The sequence below is a fragment of the Paenibacillus woosongensis genome (assembly GCF_030122845.1).
Lineage (GTDB): Bacteria > Bacillota > Bacilli > Paenibacillales > Paenibacillaceae > Fontibacillus > Fontibacillus woosongensis_A.
The window spans coordinates 2,926,459-2,943,459 of record NZ_CP126084.1 but is presented as its reverse complement, the minus strand read 5'-3'; the positions used below and the strand labels follow the sequence as shown (position 1 = coordinate 2,943,459).

The following is a 17,001-nucleotide window of genomic DNA, read 5'->3' as shown; positions in this document are numbered from 1 at the left end:
GAACACAGGCCGCGATTTGCGGTCGTCTTTTTTGAAAGTACCCAGCTCGGCTGAAAGCTATGAATGGATCATCTATAGAAATCTAGTAGTGAAAATCTAAAAAATATCTTACATGCTTGTTGACATGTCAGGTTATCTGACATAGAATATTTTTCGTGAAATATATGCGGAAGGTTGAGAGCGGTGAGTGAGGAAATTCGCAGAAACATGGCTTTGTTTCCGATCGGTATCGTCATGCAGCTTACTGATTTGACGGCACGGCAGATTCGTTACTATGAGCAGCATCAGTTGATCATGCCGGCCCGTACCTCGGGGAACCAGCGTCTTTTCTCGTACAACGATGTGGAACGATTGCTGGAAATTAAGAAATTGATTGAACGGGGCGCCAATATAGCGGGAATTAAACAGGTCATGGCACCCATAGTCAAGGAATCTCCGGAGACGACGGTCATGACGGAGGATACCGAAGAGAAACGGAAGGAACTGACGGATTCAGAGCTTTATCGCCGGCTGAAGCAGGAGCTGGTAACTGGGAACAGACGGGGTCAGGTTTCGCTGATCCAAGGAGAGTTATCCCGCTTTTTCAAAATCTAGTAAATCGATAGGAGAGAGAGATCTTGAGTTATTCCAAAGAAGACATTTTACGCATTGCCAAAGAAGAGAACGTGCGATTTATCCGTTTGCAATTTACTGATTTGCTCGGAACGATCAAGAATGTAGAAATTCCTGTCAGCCAATTGGAAAAAGCGCTTGATAACAAAATGATGTTCGACGGATCTTCCATTGAAGGATACGTTCGTATCGAGGAGTCCGATATGTATCTGTACCCGGATCTGGATACGTGGGTTATTTTCCCATGGGTGGCCGAGGATCGTGTGGCACGGCTGATCTGTGATGTTTACATGACGGATGGCACACCATTCTCCGGAGACCCGCGCAACATTCTGAAGCGCGCGCTGAAGGAAGCGGAAGCGATGGGATATACCGCTATGAACGTAGGTCCTGAGCCTGAATTTTTCCTCTTCAAAACCGATGAAAAAGGCAACCCGACGATGGAGCTGAATGACCAAGGCGGTTATTTCGACCTTGCTCCAACGGATCTTGGGGAGAACTGCCGTCGCGAAATCGTCCTCACCCTCGAAGAAATGGGATTCGAAATTGAAGCATCCCACCATGAAGTTGCTCCAGGTCAACATGAAATTGACTTCAAATATGCAGATGCCATCAAGGCGGCTGACCAAATTCAAACATTCAAGCTCGTGGTGAAGACGATTGCCCGTCAACACGGCTTGCATGCGACATTCATGCCTAAACCGCTGTATGGCGTAAGCGGCTCCGGTATGCACTGTCACCAATCCTTATTTAAAGGGAACGTCAACGCGTTCTATGATGAAAGCGACAGCCTAGGCCTTAGCAAAGACGCTCGTCATTACATGGCCGGTATTTTGAAGCATGCCCGCGCATTCGCCGCGGTAACGAACCCAACTGTTAACTCCTACAAGCGTCTCGTTCCAGGCTACGAAGCGCCTTGCTATGTGGCTTGGTCGTCCAGCAACCGCAGCCCGATGATCCGTATCCCGGCGTCTCGCGGATTGAGCACGCGCGTTGAAGTTCGCAATCCGGACCCTGCTGCCAACCCATACCTGGCACTGGCTGTTATGCTGCGAGCTGGCCTCGACGGCATCAAGAACGAACTGCCGCTTGTTGCACCAGTTGACCGCAACATCTATGTGATGACTGAGGAAGAGCTGATTGAGGAAGGCATTCCAAGCCTGCCGTCCGATCTGAAAGAGGCGCTGAACGAAATGATCAAGAGTGAAGTCATTTGCGATGCGCTTGGCGAGCATGCCCGCACTCATCTGTATGAATTGAAAGAGATCGAATGGGATATGTACCGCACTCAAGTTCACGACTGGGAACGCGACCACTATATAACGTTGTATTAATCGAGGAATCCCCTAGCGCTGTAAGGCGCTGGGGGATTTTTTGATGCAGGGCAGTAATGGGGTATTTTAAATTAGAGGGTTTGTCTTGAAAAGTTTAAAAATGATAACCGCTACATTAGCCACAATAATGTTAGTAGGAGCCTTATATGGTTAGGCGCAGGTAACTAGATGTATTTCATGCAGTTAGTTCATCGGTTTTGGCCGTGTTAAAGGGAACTAACTGCAAAACTGCAGTTAGATTTAAGCTATTTCGACGAATGTTCTCTATTCAGGCAAACTAACAGCATGTTTTGCATTTAGCTCATGTATTTTTTATAAAAGAGCTTAACTAGTTGTATTAAATACATTTAGCTTTTACGGACAATGACCCTAAATTTGCGATTGGATATGTAGACATATATTGTATATTTATAACAATGTATCTTTTTACAGGGAGGCGTCATTAAATCACTAATTTTCTGTTTGTTGCCATTTTATTCTTAGCGCTATGCTGTATCCTGAATGAGATCATTAAATATTTGGATCGCCGAGAACATGATGAGCCTGTGCCATGGCAAGTAAGGCTATGGCTCGTACCGTTACTGTCCTTACTTATTCTAGCACCAATCATTGGTTTTGCTTTCTTGTACAGTCTATTCTTCTATTCCTTTTCGGAAATAAGCAGCATAATGGATTATGAGCAATATCCTGATTTGCTTGTGTTTTCTATTTACATCATCGTTGGCTTTCTTATATTTGAGACTTTGATTAATCCTCTTATAATTGCGGTTATAAGATATATTTTGAATAGACAAATATCTGTTTATGCAAAAAATGCGATAACAATCATTGCTGATAGTATTATTATTTATTTGCTTGCGGGTTTGTTCAAAGGGATATTTATTGAGAGCATTTGGGCTGCCTTATCTGTATCCGTCTTCTATCATGTCTTCGAGTGGATTATGATTTGGGCTCTGGTTCACTTTAAAAAGAAAGATTAGATGCTCCTCCAGCTTGAATACCAATATTCCATCCTGTTGTGAAATACCGCTCTCAAATCGGGCTAATACATTAGAAGCGCTGGAGTCGTGGAGTAAGTCCCAAATTCGTCGAGTTGGTCGGAATAGCAGGACTACCGGAAGGCCACAGATTTATCGATGATGGAGGTGTCAGTAGTCTTGAGAAAAGACAGCATGGGAGAACGCATGCTATTATGGCTCGTGTTGGCGGGAATTCTCCTTGTTTTGATCTCTATTTTAGTATCTGCAGTCTATACGCTGCAAAGCTTCAATTTTATTCAGCTCCGCATTTCTTCGATTGGATCGGCGTTTGCATTTATAGGATTATTGTTGCTGGGGCTTGGTTTTCTGGGCATGATCGGAACTATGCTGGACAGCGTGCGGAGGCATATGTTCAAGAATCGGCCCGTATGGGGAGCCCGTGTAGTGCAGGAGATTCTGCTGATTGCTATTTTTGGTGTGATGCTCTATGTGATTGATCAATGGATAGACGGCGTGGAAATCGGTAATATTCAGACGGAGATTTTACTAGCGTTATTCCTGTACGGCCTGATCACCCTGCTTGGGAAGCTTGGTGATCAAATTAAAAAGCAGGATGCGAAAGGTAATGGAGAAGCATAGCTCAACTGCAAAAGCATCATCGAGAAAGAATTACAGGGACATGAGGGGAGTGGAACGAAGCGATATCCTATCGTATCGGTATATCGATTTCGAATTTGAAAATTGAATGAGCTTATTGCCGCCCAGCAAGCTTTTACAGGTGAATCAAACTTAACAACTTCATCAAACGTAAAGAAGCTTGGATCAGTTGATGTATTCATTCTGACCGCAGCACGATTTCCGCTTGTTACAATTCTAAAGGTTAGCGCCATATCTAAGTCTCCTCAAAGTTTATGTTGAATTAATAATTTTCGTCATTTTTCAATATTGTTCTTTCAAAATTGTTCATGCTAATCTTTCTAAAATCAGAAGAATTCATATGCTTTAGTTCTTCCCTTGCAATTGACCTAAATTTACTTATTACATCTAATCTATCTCCACCGGTGTCATCGCCTGGGCCGTTACCAGCGCCACCGCCTGAAGTTGGTTCTTTAGGCTCTGGTTCTGGGTCGGAGTCACCAGGTTGTCGCGGATATGTTCCATATAGTTCTTTATCAGACATAATTATTAAAACCCCCTCTACATTATTTTTATGTATTATTCCGCTGTGGAAATTAAATCATTCATACAAAAATTTGGGAAATCTCGAGGTTATGGATAAGAGGGTAAAGCCCATGATTAATTGCTCTGACTCGGTCAAGATACAAAGTGGGGGAATAACACCCCATTGCCAGCGCTTACACTTGCAGGTAGGATAGTCATTGAGGTGATGGGGATGGACAAAAAATGGCTGGCCGCCGCGGCGGTCTTGATCGGCTTACTTACATATCTGTTTATCGGCTTCGCGCATCATTCCGGGAAAATGAGCAGCATTGTGAGGGAATTGCAGGGGCATGAGGGGAATGGGACGCAGCGATATCATATCGTGCTCATCGAGCAGGAGCGCTATCATCCGTATTGGGAAATGGTAGAGAAGGGGGCGCAGCAAGCGGCGGAGGAGTATGGGATCGATATCGAATTTGTCGGGGCGGTTCGCAACAACATGGACGAGCAGCTGAATTTGCTGGAAAAAGCGATTGCCGCCCGCGTGGATGCGATTATTGTGCAGGGGCTGAACGAGGAGAAGTTTACACCGCTAATTGATAAGGCGGTGGCACGAGGCATTCCAGTCGTTACGATCGATACGGATGCGCCGGATAGCAACCGGCTGGCCTACGTCGGTACGGACAATTTGGCCGCAGGGGAGAGCTTGGGACGCTTGGTCGTTGAAAGAACCGGCGGATCCGGAAAAATCGGCGTCATTATCGGCAGCGAACTTGCCGAGAGCCAGCTGCAGCGGCTGGACGGGCTGAAGCAGGTTGTGGAGCAGTACGGCGGGCTGGAGATTGTCGCTGTGCGCAGCTCTAACATTTCGCATATGGAGGCGATTCAGCAGGCGTCGGAGATGCTGCGGGAGCATCCGGAAATCAGCATCATGGTTGGCACCAGCGCCACGGATGCGTTAGGGATGCTGCAAGCGGCCAAGAGCTTGAAGCGCGATGATCTGACGATAATCGGTTTTGACAACCAGAAGGAGACGCTGTCTGCGATTCGCAGCGGAGAGATTCAAGCGACGGTGGCGCAGCAGCCTTATTTGATGGGCGGAACGGCAGTAAAACTGCTATATGACCATTTCCAGGGAAGGCAGCTGCTTCCCGCATATTATACCGAGGTTAAGGTGCTGGATCGCAGCAACGTGCAGGAGGGAGAGAGCTTATGACGATCCGCAAGAAGCTGTTTACCGTTATTCCGCTGCTGGTGCTTCTGCTGAGCTCGGTTTCTTTTTTCCTGTTCGAGAGCGGCAAGACGGTGCAGGAAAGCTATCATCTCATGATGAACCGAATTCTGTTATATAAAGAAGTTTCCTATGAGGTCGGGGAAAATATGCGGTCGATGAACCGCTACATTATGCAAATGGACGCGGAAAGCATGCCGGAGGTCATCAAGCATCTCAACAACGTAAAAATGCTGCGAGCAGAGCTGGACAGCCTGGCTACCATCGGTCCCAGCGATCTGCCGCTGGTCAACTACCGCAATATTATCGATACGTTTATCGAGCAGGCGGAAGGGATGATCGCCGGAATCGATGATCAGGATTCGGGCACGATGGCGGGGCAGTATATAGAAGCAGAGAGAACGGAGCGCTTCATTCGCGAGGAAGCCCAGGCGCTTGTCGACCTTGAACTGGAGCAGTACAAGCCGATCTATCAGGAGATGATGTTTACGTCGGAGCGGTTGAATACGCTGGGCATTTTGCTCGTTATTACCATGGGGGCGCTCAGTATTCTGCTCGCCCTTTGGCTGTCGAAGAGCATTACGGAGCCGATCCGCCGCCTTGTGGCTACCGCGAAGCAGATTTCAAAGGGACGGATGGATACGAAGGCGCCGGAAAGCGACAGCCATGATGAAATCAGCATTCTTTGCCGCGCCTTTAACGGCATGATCGATAACATACAGCGGCTGATGGCGGAGAATATGGACAGCTTGGAGAAAGACCGCCTGGTCAAGGAACTGGAGCTGAAAGCACTGCAAAGCCAAATTAATCCGCATTTTCTGTTCAATACACTGAACTCCATTTCCAAGCTCGCCTACATCGAAGGGGCCACGCGGACGAGCGATCTTGCTGTCTCCGTCTCGCGTCTGCTGCGATACAATTTACAGAAGCTGGATCAGGCGGTTCCACTGCGTGAAGAGGTGGAGCATGTGACCGAATATATAAATATCCAGAAGGCGAGGTTCCGCGACCGGATCGAATTTGTAATGGACATTGACGAACGGGCGCTGGACTGTATGATCCCATGCCTAACGCTGCAGCCGATTCTTGAAAACGCATTCGTGCACGGCATCGAGCAGATGGAGGCGGGCGCGATGCTGAAACTCGGCATCAGTTATACGGAAGACAGCGTGGAAATCGAAATTCGCGACAACGGCCTCGGAATGAGCGAAGAGACGGCGCAAATGCTGCTCCAGTCGATTCGCGAGGCAGCGCCGCGTTATGGCCGCAGAAAAGGACAATCTACCGGACTAGGTACGCATAATGTATTCAAAAGATTGCATTTATTCTTCGATGGGCAGGAGCGGATTGAGATTGACAGTGCAGAGGGGGAGGGTACTGCCGTGCTCTTTACCCTGCCGTTTCGTAAGGCGGCTTAAAAGATTGAATTTTCTATATGGGGGGATAGCCAGTGTACACCTTGCTTATTGCGGATGATGAAGCCCTTGAACGCGAGGGGCTGGAGCTGATGATCCGGCATATGCTGCCGGATACCTTTACGTTTCTCCATGCGGAGAACGGCAGACGGGCCATTCAGCTTGCAGAGGAGGCGCGGCCGGATTTTATCTTTATGGATATCAAGATGCCTGGGATTCAAGGGCTCGAGGCGGTCCGGGAAATACTGGCGAAGTATCCGGCGACAAGGATCGTGATGATTACGGCTCATGATTATTTCACCTATGCCAAGGAGAGCCTGGCATTGGGGGTACGGGACTACCTGCTCAAACCGGCCAAGCGGGAGGAGGTGCTCGAGGTGCTGAAAACGCTGATCGCGGAGACGGAAGAGGCGCGGCGGGAGAGGGATGAGCGGCTGGAAATGCAGGAGAAGCTGTCTCAGCTGCTGCCGCTGGCGGAGAATGAGCTGTCACTCATGCTGATGCTGGAATGCGTGCAGGAGGTCGAGGTGGAGCAGCTGGCCCATTTATTGAATTTGCAGTGGCAGAAGGGGTATGCGATGGTGCTGTCTTTTGCCCGACATGCCGCCAGAGATTGGGAAGGGTTCCAGCTCGTCAAAAAGGAAGTCTACGAAGCCATCAAGCAGTTCGCCAAGCCGAATCTCTCCTGCCTCGTCAGTCCTGTGGTCGGGCATCAGATGGCGTTATTCATTCCTTTGCCTCCTGGTCAGCCGGGGTATTCCCAGCGCGTGAAATCGCTCGAGTGGGGCGAACGCGTAAAGAATCTCATCGAGGAACGATTCCATCTCACCGTGTCCGTCGGCATTGGTTCAATCCGTGAAGGCTGGGACGGGATGAGCCGGTCGTACCGGGAAGCCGTCCGCGTATGCGCGGATGATCATGATCTCGTCAGTGTCCGGCATTATGACGATATTGCGCAAAGCTCGGGACAGAGGGTTATTACGCTTGACGAAGAGAAGAAGCTGCTGGATGCGCTGCTGCGGCAGGATAAGCTGGAGGCGACGAACCGGTTCGCCCTGTTCTGGGAACGGCTGGTGGAGAACGAGCCTGCCCCTTTACCGCGTCTGCGGGGAGAGGTGATTGGATTGCTCTTATATTTAAGCCGGGGTACGCAAGCTGGGGATGGGGCAGAATTAATCAGTTCGTTAAGCGCCATCGAGGACCGGGAAACATTAAGGCAGGGTGCGCAGCTGTGGCTGGATACGTTCATCGATGGCCTGAAGGAGGAAAAGGAACGCGGCCGTTCGCATGTGCTGCAGCGGGCGCTGCTCTATATCGGCCAGAAGTACAAAGAAGACATCTCGATGGAGCAGAGTGCTGAATACGTGAATCTAAGCCCGTATTATTTCAGCAAATTGTTCAAGCAGCATACCGGTGAGAACTTCATTGATTATGTAACACGGCTGCGTATGGAAGAGGCCAAGAGACTGATCGGAGAACAGCGCCTCAGCTTGAAGGAGATTTGTTTTGAGGTCGGTTATAATGACCCGAACTATTTCAGCCGCGTCTTCAAGAAGACGACGGGAATGACACCTACCGAGTATCGCCAGCAGCTGGAGAAGACAAGTCCTTGTTAAACAACAAGGACTTTTTTGCTGTATAGAACAGAATAGTGCTATGAAAGCGCTGTCCATGAAAATCATTACATCAGGCCGCAATCCAATGAAGGTGGAGAGCAAACAAATGCAGGTCATTGACCTCCCGCAGCTTCAGATCCGGTGCTAAGATTGAAATGTAAGCGCAATCAAATTAATTTATCCGATGAAAAGGGGCGAAGAAAGAGTGAGAAAATACGGTCATTTGTTACGGTTAAGCTTAGCTGCATTGTTGCTGGCATCTTCATTGGCAGGCTGCGGCGTGGTGTCGGACGGCAGCGCGAATACGAAGAACAGCGCAGGAACAGGAAATGCAGCCGCAGGCAAAGATGACGGCAAGATCGTCATTGGGCTGTCGATGGACACGCTGAAGGAGGAGCGCTGGCAGAAGGACCGGGATATTTTCTCGGCCAAGGTGAAGGAGCTCGGCGGGGATGTAAAGGTGCTGGCAGCGAACGGGGATGATGCTACGCAGCTTAGCCAGGCGGAGCAGCTGATTTCGCAGGGCGTCGACGTCCTTGTCGTTATCGCGCACAATGCGGAAGCGACCGCGCCGATCGTGGAGAAGGCGCATAAAGAAGGCATCAAGGTTATCGCGTACGATCGCCTGATCAACAATGCGGAAGTGGACTATTACATTTCTTTTGACAACGTCCGGGTCGGGGAGCTTCAGGCTCAGGCGGTCATCGACCAAGCGCCGAAAGGCAACATCGTCTACATCGGCGGAGCCGATACGGATAACAACGCACATATGTTCAAGACGGGGGCTATGAACATTTTGAAGCCGCTGGAAGAGAAAGGCGACATCAAAATCGTATATGACCAGTTCTCCAAAGACTGGAAGCCGGAAGAAGCCTTGAAGAACATGGAAAATGCGCTGACCGCCGTGAAGAACGACGTGCAGGGCGTTGTAGCAGCGAATGACGGTACGGCAGGCGGAGCTATACAGGCTCTGACCGCTCAAGGCATGGCTGGCAAAATCCCGGTATCCGGACAGGATGCGGATTTGGCCGCGGTGCAGCGGATCGCAGAAGGCACGCAGCAAATGACGGTATATAAGCCGATTAAATCGATCGCCACAAAAGCGGCCGAAATGGCCGTTGCAGCTGCAAAAGGTGAAGACATTGCCACGGACACGACCGTGTACAACGGCAAATTCGATGTACCGTCCGTATTGCTCGATCCGATTCCGGTGAGCAAGGATGAGCTCTCTATTTTGATCGAGGACGGTTTCCACAAGCTGGAGGATGTCTACAAGAACGTTCCTAAAGATCAGTGGCCGCAGCAGTAAGCTTTAGCTAAGTGAATCCGGCAAGGGATCAGCGGGGCAGTTGAAGTTCGTGCGGAAATTGCAAGAGGCTTCGGCTGTCCTCTCCCTTTACGATAACTCGGCGTTAGAAGGAGATAGAGCCTATGTACGTGTTAGAGATGGTGAACATCAGCAAAGAGTTTCCGGGCGTCAAGGCGCTGGATCAGGTGAACTTCAAGCTGCGGAAAGGCGAAATTCATGCCTTGTGCGGCGAGAATGGGGCGGGCAAGTCAACGCTGATGAAGGTGCTGAGCGGTCTGTATCCGGCGGGAACCTATAGCGGGGATCTGCTCATCGGCGGAGAGAAGAAGGAGTTTCACAACATTGTAGATGCGGAGAAGGCGGGCATTACGATTATTCACCAGGAGCTGGCGCTCGTGAAGGATATGACGGTGGGCGAGAATATTTTTCTCGGGGCGGAGCCGCAAAGGCACGGGGTTATCCGCTGGGATGAGCTGTATCATAATGCTGCCCTGTGGTTGAAAAGAGTAGGGCTGAACATTTCGCCGAACACGAAAATCGGCAGCCTGGGCATCGGCCAGCAGCAGCTCGTAGAAATCGCCAAAGCGCTGTCCAAGCATACGCAAATTCTGATCCTGGATGAACCGACGGCGGCATTGACCGAAAGCGAAGTCGCCATTTTGATGAATATTCTGAATCAGCTCCGCAGCGAAGGGGTTTCCTGCATTTATATCTCGCACAAAATGCCGGAGGTGTTCGAGTTGGCGGATTCGATCACGGTGCTGCGCGACGGGCAGACGGTAACAACGCTGGACCGCCATGAAACGAACGATGACCAGGTTGTGTCGCTCATGGTCGGCCGCGAGCTGACGGAGCGTTATCCAAGGGTGGAGCATACGCCTGGGGAGATTGTGCTTGAGGTTAAGAACTATAATGTATGGCATCCCGAGAAACGGGACCAAAAAGTGATTGAGGATGTAAATTTCACTTTACGTAAGGGAGAAATTTTAGGAATCGCCGGATTGATGGGGGCCGGGCGTACCGAACTGGTAAGCAGTTTGTTTGGCGCCTATGAAGGACGCTCTACAGGAGAAGTACTGATCGAAGGCAAGCCGGTGCGCATCCGGTCGGTGACCGATGCAATCGAGGCGGGTTTTGCTTTGGTCAGCGAGGACCGCAAGCGTCAGGGACTCGTGATGAATATGGACGTGAAGACGAATACGACGATGGCTACGATGAGCAAAGTGTCAAAGCTTGGAGTCATTAACGAAAATGAAGAGATTAGATGGGGCCTTCGGTTTGTGCAGGATTTAAAGACGAAAACAGCTTCGCTCGAAACGGCCGTAGGAACGCTCTCCGGGGGGAATCAACAGAAGGTCGTCATCGGCAAATGGCTGATGTCCGATCCGAAAATCCTCATCATGGATGAGCCGACCCGGGGGATTGACGTTGGAGCGAAGTACGAAATATATCATTTGATGAATCAGCTTGTTGAGCAAGGCGTAGCCATTATTATGATTTCCTCGGAGCTTCCGGAGGTTCTGGGCATGAGCGACCGGATTCTGGTTATGAGCGAAGGGGAATTCGTACGCGAGTTCGATTGGCGTGAAGCGACGCAAGAAAATATTATGCAAGCCGCAACGGGAGGGAAATAACTATGCTACAAAATGAACTTCAAAAGCAGGAAGCTCCCGCAGCGAAAACGTCGCTCTGGGGCAGCCTATTCGGCAAAATGGACGTACGCGCTTATACGATGGTTGGAGCGCTCGTACTCATTTGGGTCCTGTTCGGGATACTGGATCCTACATTTTTGACCGCACGCAATCTTTCTAACCTGTTTACGCAAATGTCAGTCACTTCGATTCTGGCCATCGGCATGGTGCTGGTCATTGTCGCGGGCCATATCGACCTGTCGGTCGGTTCGATTGTCGGCCTGACGGGGGGGATCGCCGCCATTCTGAGCAACTGGATGGGACTTCCGCCCATCATCGTCATCGTTGGCACATTGGCAGCCGGGGCTGTGCTCGGGCTGGTGCAAGGCTGGCTCGTCGCCTATAAAATGATTCCCGCTTTTATCGTAACGCTCGGCGGGATGATGGTGTTCCGCGGCGTACTGATGGGCGTTACGGAGTCGATGACGATTCCGGTATCCGATCCGGTACTGGCCATGCTGGGCAATGCTTACTTTGCCAAAGGATTCGGGATTGTTATCGCAGCGATCGCCATTGCGTTAATCGTATGGAGTGCGATAAGAAAGCGCCGCTCCCGGCAAAAATATGGCTTTGAGGTAGCTCCGCTCGGCGTGGATCTGATAAAAATCGCCGTGATCTCGCTGCTGGTCATTTCATTTGTACTCATAATGAACAATTACAAGGGCATTCCGTTCCCGATTATCTTTGTTATCGCGTTAGCCGTAATCTTTTATTTTCTGTCTACGAAGACGACTTTCGGACGACATATTTACGCCATTGGCGGAAACAAGGAGGCTGCCCGTCTATCGGGGATTAATATCCATCGGAAGACGATGATGATTTTCCTGCTCAGCGGTTTGCTCAGCTCGATCGCTGCTATCGTCTTAACGTCCCGCCTGGCCTCAGCGACGATCACCGCGGGAACGATGGCCGAGATGGACGCGATTGCCGCTTGCGTCATCGGCGGCACCTCGCTGATGGGCGGAGCCGGTACTGTCATCGGTGCGCTGATCGGTGCCCTGGTCATGACCTCGCTGGACAACGGCATGTCGCTGATGGGACTTGAATCGTTCTGGCAGTATGTGGTCAAGGGTTCCATCCTCGTCTTTGCCGTCTGGCTGGACATTTCCAACCGCCGCAAGGGTCTGAAATAAGCAGATTTAAGCTAATTGAATATGCTGTAGATCAAGACCTTGGATTTCTCCTCATAAGGAGGAATCTGGGGTCTTTCATCATCCATTTGATTTTCATATTAATATTCATTAAATTATTTATATGTAAATTTTACTGAAAGGGTTGAAAAAATGGCAGAAACCAAGCCAAGCATCGGAAAGATAAACAGGAGAAAGGAGAATTTAAGCAAACCAGTTGAACTTATTTCAAAGCTCTTTTTTATTACCATAGGGGCGATCATTGCCGGGGTTGCGCTGGAGCTCTTCCTTGTGCCGAATGCAATTATTGACGGCGGAATTACCGGGATTTCACTTATGCTGACGAACATTACGAATATTCCGTTAGGGATTTTCCTTTTCGTGATCAACCTGCCTTTTCTATTTGTCGGCTATAGACAGGTCGGGAAGAAGTTCGCATTCGCTTCGCTGTATGGCATCGTGGTACTTTCTTTAACGACGGGTTATTTGCATCATGTGGAGGCTTTTACGAATGATAAATTGCTGGCCGTTCTATTCGGCGCGCTGTTACTCGGTCTGGGCGTCGGCCTGGTGTTAAGGCTGGGGGGGACGACGGACGGTGCGGAAATCGTAGCTATTTTGATCTCAAAAAAAGTCAATGTTTCCGTAGGGCAGATCATTCTTATTATCAATATTGTTATTTTTATCGTGGCCGGCTTCCTGCTCGGTTGGGATTCGGCGATGTATTCGATTTTCACTTATTATATCGCCTCCAAGGTCATGGATATTATCGTGCAGGGTCTTGATGAATCCAAATCGGTTACGGTCATCACGAGGCAATATGAAGAAGTAGCGGAAGCTATTATGAATAGCCTCGGGAGAAGCACAACTTATCTGTACGCGAGAGGCGGAATCAGTAAAGAGGAAACTCAAGTGATTTACTGTGTAGTCAGCCGGCTTGAGTTGTCCATGCTGAAGACGGTCGTTCGTGAAATTGATCCCAAGGCCTTCATTGCAGTTGAAACGGTGTCTGATGTAACAGGCGGCAGCTTTGCGGATGAAAAAGCGCATTGATGCGTTAAGGGAGGGTGCAGCCATGCTTCCCTAAAGGAAGTAGGCATGGGGTATTCTGCGTTGACGCATCGCGGTCAATCAGCGGTCCTGGGGCTAATGCTCCAGGGCTTACTGCTGTTTACAGCAGCTATTCATCTCAGCTATGATCGGGATAACAGTAGCACCAGGCAGAACGAGCATGGTTACGTATTGATAAATCGTTGAACTAAGGGGAGAGACTTCATGGAAATAAGGGAAATGGTGATGATTGGGTTAATGCTGCTGGTCCTCATTTTGGCTGTCCTTGGCGTAGCGGCAGCAATGGTGAAGAGGAAGCGGGCTGCGGAACTTCAGAGCAATGTCATTTACTTGCCTAAGAAGCGTACCTCTAGTAAAAACTCGGATATCACCACTAAGCGCAACCAGAAATGCTCCCGGTGCAACCAAGCGAAGAAGCTGGTGTTTTATTCGAATGACTTCGGCCATGTTGCCGGTTTATGTAAAAATTGCAGGAAGGACATCGGGGATAAGCAGGAGCTGTATCCGATATAATGCATGAATAGCAACATATAAAAAAAGAGCATACCCTCACGGTAGCTCTTTCTTTGATTTCGCTAGTGCAGATCACGGAACAGGCCGATGACTTTGCCCAATATAGTCACATGGGTCAAACGAAGCGGCTCCATCGTCGAATTCTCCGGCTGAAGGCGAATATGATCCTTCTCCTTGTAGAATGTCTTGACCGTCGCCTCGTCATCCTCCGTCATTGCAACGACGATTTCTCCGTTATTGGCCGTTTGCTGTTTCCGTACGATAACATAGTCTCCGCTATGGATTCCTGCCTCGATCATACTGTTGCCAACGACAGACAACATAAAGATTTCGCCTTCTCCGGCATAATGCTGCGGAAGCGGGAAATAATCCTCGATATTCTCGGTAGCCGTTATAGGAACACCGGCAGTGACTTTGCCGATGACAGGCACACGGGCCACGGAATGGGCAAACTGACCGATGCCTTCCGCATCGTCCTGTCCCAGCAACTCGATCGCTCTTGGCTTCGTTGGATCACGCCGGATAAAACCTTTCTTCTCTAGCCGATCCAAATGACCGTGTACCGTGGAACTGGAAGCTAGTCCTACAGCTTCGCCGATTTCGCGCACGGAGGGCGGGTAACCTTTCAATCTTACTTCAGAGCGTATAAATTCCAGAATAGCTTGCTGACGGCTAGAAACCTTCGACATAATCCATCAACCCCATTTAGTAACGTTTGGAAAAATTATAACATAGAACTTCCGTTCGCACAAACATAAGTTCTAAATAATGCATGGCAGAACTGGAATGCGGCTAATGCTATTAGGAAATACATTTCAATATACTTATAGATCAGTGTCGAAAAACAGGGGAACAATTGTTCTAAAAAACTATTGAATCAAACAAATGTTCGTGTTATTATGAATTCAATTCATAAGAACATCTGTTTGGAGTGATAATATTATGTTGAGATACAGTACATATCAGAGCATTTATGATCGTAAGGCTGATTCGCGTAATGAGGGGGCGCTGCGGAAGGGTGCCGCCAGATTGAATGAAGCAATTGCTAACTCCATTTCGAATATCTTTGCTAGAATAACTTTGTTTAAGTTGTTGGTGTTTATTCTGTTCGTAGTTATTGCCTGGGCTGGAATGGCGTCAGCAGTAGCCTCATCACCTGACCATGATGTTGTAGAATCAGAGTCCGTTGTGGTCAAGCGGGGCGACTCTTTATGGAAGATTGCCGCAGCTCATAAACCGGGCGATATGGATACGAGGGTATATGTTACGGCGATTCAGCGGGCAAATGGTCTGGCCGGAAGCAATATTCAGCCAGGGGATATCCTCGTCCTGCCAATGAAATGAGTTTAGGTTCAGCTATTCATAAATATCCATTCATGTTTTGAATGTGCTTTACGCCAAAGAAGGAGCCGCAAGTCTAGTTTGCGGTTCCTTCTTTGTGTTAGTTACGTATTAATTGTAATGTCGGGCGCAGAGATGGTTGGCGGGGTCGTTAAATCAGACGCGGCTCCAGCAAAGCTGGCGACCTCCAGCGTTACGGGCGTTCCGATGAGGAGATCTGTAGTGGCAAGCACCAAGCTTGCCGTCGTAAGCGTAGATAAGGAGTTTTGCTGCAGAACTCCGTTGATATAGACGTTGAAATAGTCGTTAGCTGCTGTAATTGTGGGCAGATCCGTAATAGGAGCGTCATCGTCGTCCGAAAAGCTGGCTGCAAGAATCGTCGTCTCAGTGGCTCCAATCATGTCGGCAGTGATAGCAGCGAAGTATCGCGTTGTAACGGGATTAATGGTCGTTGTAATTACTCCCCCGGAGGCAATCGGGGCGGAGGCGGTGGCTGTAAATACCGGTTTGATGACAGGCATGTGTTCACCTCCTTTATTGTAGATTGACGAAGCGAGTGGTTATCGAATGCAGAAGCTGACTGCTATCGATCCAATATTATAGAATGAAAGCTTGCGGGGGGGTGAAACGGCGATTAACATCTGCAAAAAAATATGGATTTAACGTTATCCAGCGTAGATATACGTCTATTCCTCTAAATCTACAGAGACATATGATATACAATTACTCAAACACGGAAGGTGTTCATCATGTCTACAACTGCGGCCAAGCATGTAAGGAATGGTAAAGCGACAAATAGAAATGCTGGAATGAAAGAGTTAATCAGACAAGGCTGCAATAAAAGAAGAAAAATTATAATAAGAAAGAAGAAAAAATGCCGTCAGCGTTCCATGCGGAGAAATCAGCGATTTTGTCCAAGGCAGAGTGGAAGGATCATCCAGCGGATCATCGGGCAGGGGCCGCAAGTAGAACGGGGGGCATCCTGCTCGCCGAGTCAAGCAGGGCTGGTGAGAGGGAATGGCGCGCCAGGACAACCGGGGCAAGAGGGGGCAGCAGGAGGGCGTGGTCCGCGGGGGGAGACCGGATTGCAGGGGGCGCCGGGCGCCATAGGGCCAGCGGGATTACCGGGCGCTCAAGGCGACCGAGGTATGCCAGGCACCCAAGGCCCTCAAGGCCCACCAGGGTCACCAGGTCGTGAAGGTCCGCAAGGCCCACAAGGTTCCCCAGGCGAAGTTCCTGGAATAACGATCCTGCCGAGCGCCTTTCGTTATTTTTATTTTCCTCCCGAGGAATTGACAGGTACTGTTCGTATTCCGGCTGCCTGGTTTACAGATGATGACGGTAGCTTGGCTTCAGAGTTCCAAGGGATGGGGATGAACGGATATTCAAATTTATTCATTAATGGAGTCATGCAGGAGCGCAGCTTGTACCGTTTGACTACAGCGGATTTAACACTTATTCTTGAAGGAGATACTATATTGGCCGGGGCGCCGATTATCGTGGAGAACATCTCGTTTGCAGCTCGGATCCAATAGCTGAGTTCTTCAGAGTCTGGTATCTTGACAACCTTTATCAGTCATGTCAATGTTAAAGGGAA

General features: G+C 49.3%; 17 protein-coding genes. 14 read left to right on the top strand and 3 right to left on the bottom strand.

Going from position 1 to position 17,001, the window contains the following annotated elements; all coding sequences use genetic code 11:
* Positions 1–183 precede the first annotated feature (183 nt).
* From QNH46_RS13450 to QNH46_RS13435, 4 genes are all read left to right on the top strand, one after another.
* Entirely contained in the window at positions 184–594 is a 411-nt protein-coding gene (locus QNH46_RS13450) for a MerR family transcriptional regulator (protein ID WP_283924773.1), read from the top strand.
* A gap of 23 nt (positions 595–617) precedes the next feature.
* Entirely contained in the window at positions 618–1,946 is a 1,329-nt protein-coding gene (gene glnA / locus QNH46_RS13445) for a type I glutamate--ammonia ligase (RefSeq protein WP_283924772.1), read from the top strand.
* Between the two features lie 518 nt (positions 1,947–2,464).
* Complete coding sequence (locus QNH46_RS13440) at positions 2,465–2,926, top strand: hypothetical protein (RefSeq protein WP_283924771.1); 462 nt, start codon at positions 2,465–2,467, stop codon at positions 2,924–2,926.
* Between the two features lie 177 nt (positions 2,927–3,103).
* Positions 3,104–3,565, top strand: coding sequence for a hypothetical protein (locus QNH46_RS13435; RefSeq protein ID WP_283924770.1), 462 nt, complete (start codon positions 3,104–3,106; stop codon positions 3,563–3,565).
* Between the two features lie 280 nt (positions 3,566–3,845).
* On the opposite strand, the gene QNH46_RS13430 is transcribed toward QNH46_RS13435, so the two are convergent.
* The gene (locus QNH46_RS13430; RefSeq protein WP_283924769.1) at positions 3,846–4,106 is read right to left on the bottom strand and encodes a hypothetical protein; all 261 of its coding nucleotides are present in this window, start codon (positions 4,104–4,106) and stop codon (positions 3,846–3,848) included.
* Positions 4,107–4,319: 213 nt separating this feature from the next.
* On the opposite strand from QNH46_RS13430, the gene QNH46_RS13425 reads away from it, so the two are divergent.
* The 8 genes from QNH46_RS13425 to QNH46_RS13390 all read left to right on the top strand — a co-directional run bounded on the left by QNH46_RS13425 (position 4,320) and on the right by QNH46_RS13390 (position 14,063).
* Complete coding sequence (locus QNH46_RS13425) at positions 4,320–5,303, top strand: sugar-binding protein (RefSeq protein WP_283924768.1); 984 nt, start codon at positions 4,320–4,322, stop codon at positions 5,301–5,303.
* Entirely contained in the window at positions 5,300–6,736 is a 1,437-nt protein-coding gene (locus QNH46_RS13420; protein WP_283924767.1) for a sensor histidine kinase, read from the top strand. Before QNH46_RS13425 ends, QNH46_RS13420 begins: the two co-directional genes overlap by 4 nt.
* A gap of 32 nt (positions 6,737–6,768) precedes the next feature.
* Positions 6,769–8,349 (top strand): helix-turn-helix domain-containing protein, encoded by a 1,581-nt coding sequence (locus tag QNH46_RS13415; RefSeq protein ID WP_283924766.1) that lies wholly within the window; start codon positions 6,769–6,771, stop codon positions 8,347–8,349.
* Between the two features lie 184 nt (positions 8,350–8,533).
* Complete coding sequence (gene xylF, locus QNH46_RS13410; RefSeq protein WP_430691827.1) at positions 8,534–9,658, top strand: D-xylose ABC transporter substrate-binding protein; 1,125 nt, start codon at positions 8,534–8,536, stop codon at positions 9,656–9,658.
* A 122-nt stretch (positions 9,659–9,780) separates the two neighbouring features.
* On the top strand, positions 9,781–11,292 hold the full coding sequence (locus QNH46_RS13405) for a xylose ABC transporter ATP-binding protein (RefSeq protein WP_283924764.1): 1,512 nt from the start codon (positions 9,781–9,783) through the stop codon (positions 11,290–11,292).
* A gap of 2 nt (positions 11,293–11,294) precedes the next feature.
* Entirely contained in the window at positions 11,295–12,482 is a 1,188-nt protein-coding gene (locus QNH46_RS13400) for a sugar ABC transporter permease (protein ID WP_283924763.1), read from the top strand.
* Between the two features lie 150 nt (positions 12,483–12,632).
* Positions 12,633–13,532, top strand: a complete 900-nt coding sequence (locus tag QNH46_RS13395) for a YitT family protein (RefSeq protein ID WP_283924762.1) — start codon at positions 12,633–12,635, stop codon at positions 13,530–13,532.
* A gap of 222 nt (positions 13,533–13,754) precedes the next feature.
* On the top strand, positions 13,755–14,063 hold the full coding sequence (locus QNH46_RS13390) for a hypothetical protein (RefSeq protein WP_283924761.1): 309 nt from the start codon (positions 13,755–13,757) through the stop codon (positions 14,061–14,063).
* 62 nt (positions 14,064–14,125) lie between these two features.
* Here QNH46_RS13390 and lexA read toward each other — a convergent pair whose 3' ends face one another.
* Positions 14,126–14,752, bottom strand: coding sequence for a transcriptional repressor LexA (gene lexA / locus QNH46_RS13385; RefSeq protein WP_155612932.1), 627 nt, complete (start codon positions 14,750–14,752; stop codon positions 14,126–14,128).
* Between the two features lie 253 nt (positions 14,753–15,005).
* Between lexA and QNH46_RS13380 the strand changes: the two genes are divergently transcribed.
* Positions 15,006–15,407 (top strand): LysM peptidoglycan-binding domain-containing protein, encoded by a 402-nt coding sequence (locus tag QNH46_RS13380; protein WP_283924760.1) that lies wholly within the window; start codon positions 15,006–15,008, stop codon positions 15,405–15,407.
* 101 nt (positions 15,408–15,508) lie between these two features.
* Here the strand turns inward: QNH46_RS13380 and QNH46_RS13375 are convergent, their stop codons facing one another.
* Positions 15,509–15,925 (bottom strand): DUF4183 domain-containing protein, encoded by a 417-nt coding sequence (locus tag QNH46_RS13375; protein WP_283924759.1) that lies wholly within the window; start codon positions 15,923–15,925, stop codon positions 15,509–15,511.
* Positions 15,926–16,294: 369 nt separating this feature from the next.
* On the opposite strand from QNH46_RS13375, the gene QNH46_RS13370 reads away from it, so the two are divergent.
* The gene (locus QNH46_RS13370) at positions 16,295–16,939 is read left to right on the top strand and encodes a DUF4183 domain-containing protein (RefSeq protein ID WP_283924758.1); all 645 of its coding nucleotides are present in this window, start codon (positions 16,295–16,297) and stop codon (positions 16,937–16,939) included.
* Positions 16,940–17,001: the final 62 nt, after the last annotated feature.

Bases quoted from the DNA above. Each gene is read 5' to 3' on its own strand.
- QNH46_RS13430 (WP_283924769.1), bottom strand. From the start codon at position 4,106: ATGTCTGATAAAGAACTATATGGAACATATCCGCGACAACCTGGTGAC.
- QNH46_RS13425 (WP_283924768.1), top strand. From the start codon at position 4,320: ATGGACAAAAAATGGCTGGCCGCCGCGGCGGTCTTGATCGGCTTACTT.
- QNH46_RS13420 (WP_283924767.1), top strand. From the start codon at position 5,300: ATGACGATCCGCAAGAAGCTGTTTACCGTTATTCCGCTGCTGGTGCTT.
- xylF (WP_430691827.1), top strand. From the start codon at position 8,534: ATGAAAAGGGGCGAAGAAAGAGTGAGAAAATACGGTCATTTGTTACGG.
- QNH46_RS13405 (WP_283924764.1), top strand. From the start codon at position 9,781: ATGTACGTGTTAGAGATGGTGAACATCAGCAAAGAGTTTCCGGGCGTC.
- QNH46_RS13400 (WP_283924763.1), top strand. From the start codon at position 11,295: ATGCTACAAAATGAACTTCAAAAGCAGGAAGCTCCCGCAGCGAAAACG.
- QNH46_RS13395 (WP_283924762.1), top strand. From the start codon at position 12,633: ATGGCAGAAACCAAGCCAAGCATCGGAAAGATAAACAGGAGAAAGGAG.
- QNH46_RS13390 (WP_283924761.1), top strand. From the start codon at position 13,755: ATGGAAATAAGGGAAATGGTGATGATTGGGTTAATGCTGCTGGTCCTC.
- lexA (WP_155612932.1), bottom strand. From the start codon at position 14,752: ATGTCGAAGGTTTCTAGCCGTCAGCAAGCTATTCTGGAATTTATACGC.
- QNH46_RS13380 (WP_283924760.1), top strand. From the start codon at position 15,006: ATGTTGAGATACAGTACATATCAGAGCATTTATGATCGTAAGGCTGAT.
- QNH46_RS13375 (WP_283924759.1), bottom strand. From the start codon at position 15,925: ATGCCTGTCATCAAACCGGTATTTACAGCCACCGCCTCCGCCCCGATT.
- QNH46_RS13370 (WP_283924758.1), top strand. From the start codon at position 16,295: ATGCGGAGAAATCAGCGATTTTGTCCAAGGCAGAGTGGAAGGATCATC.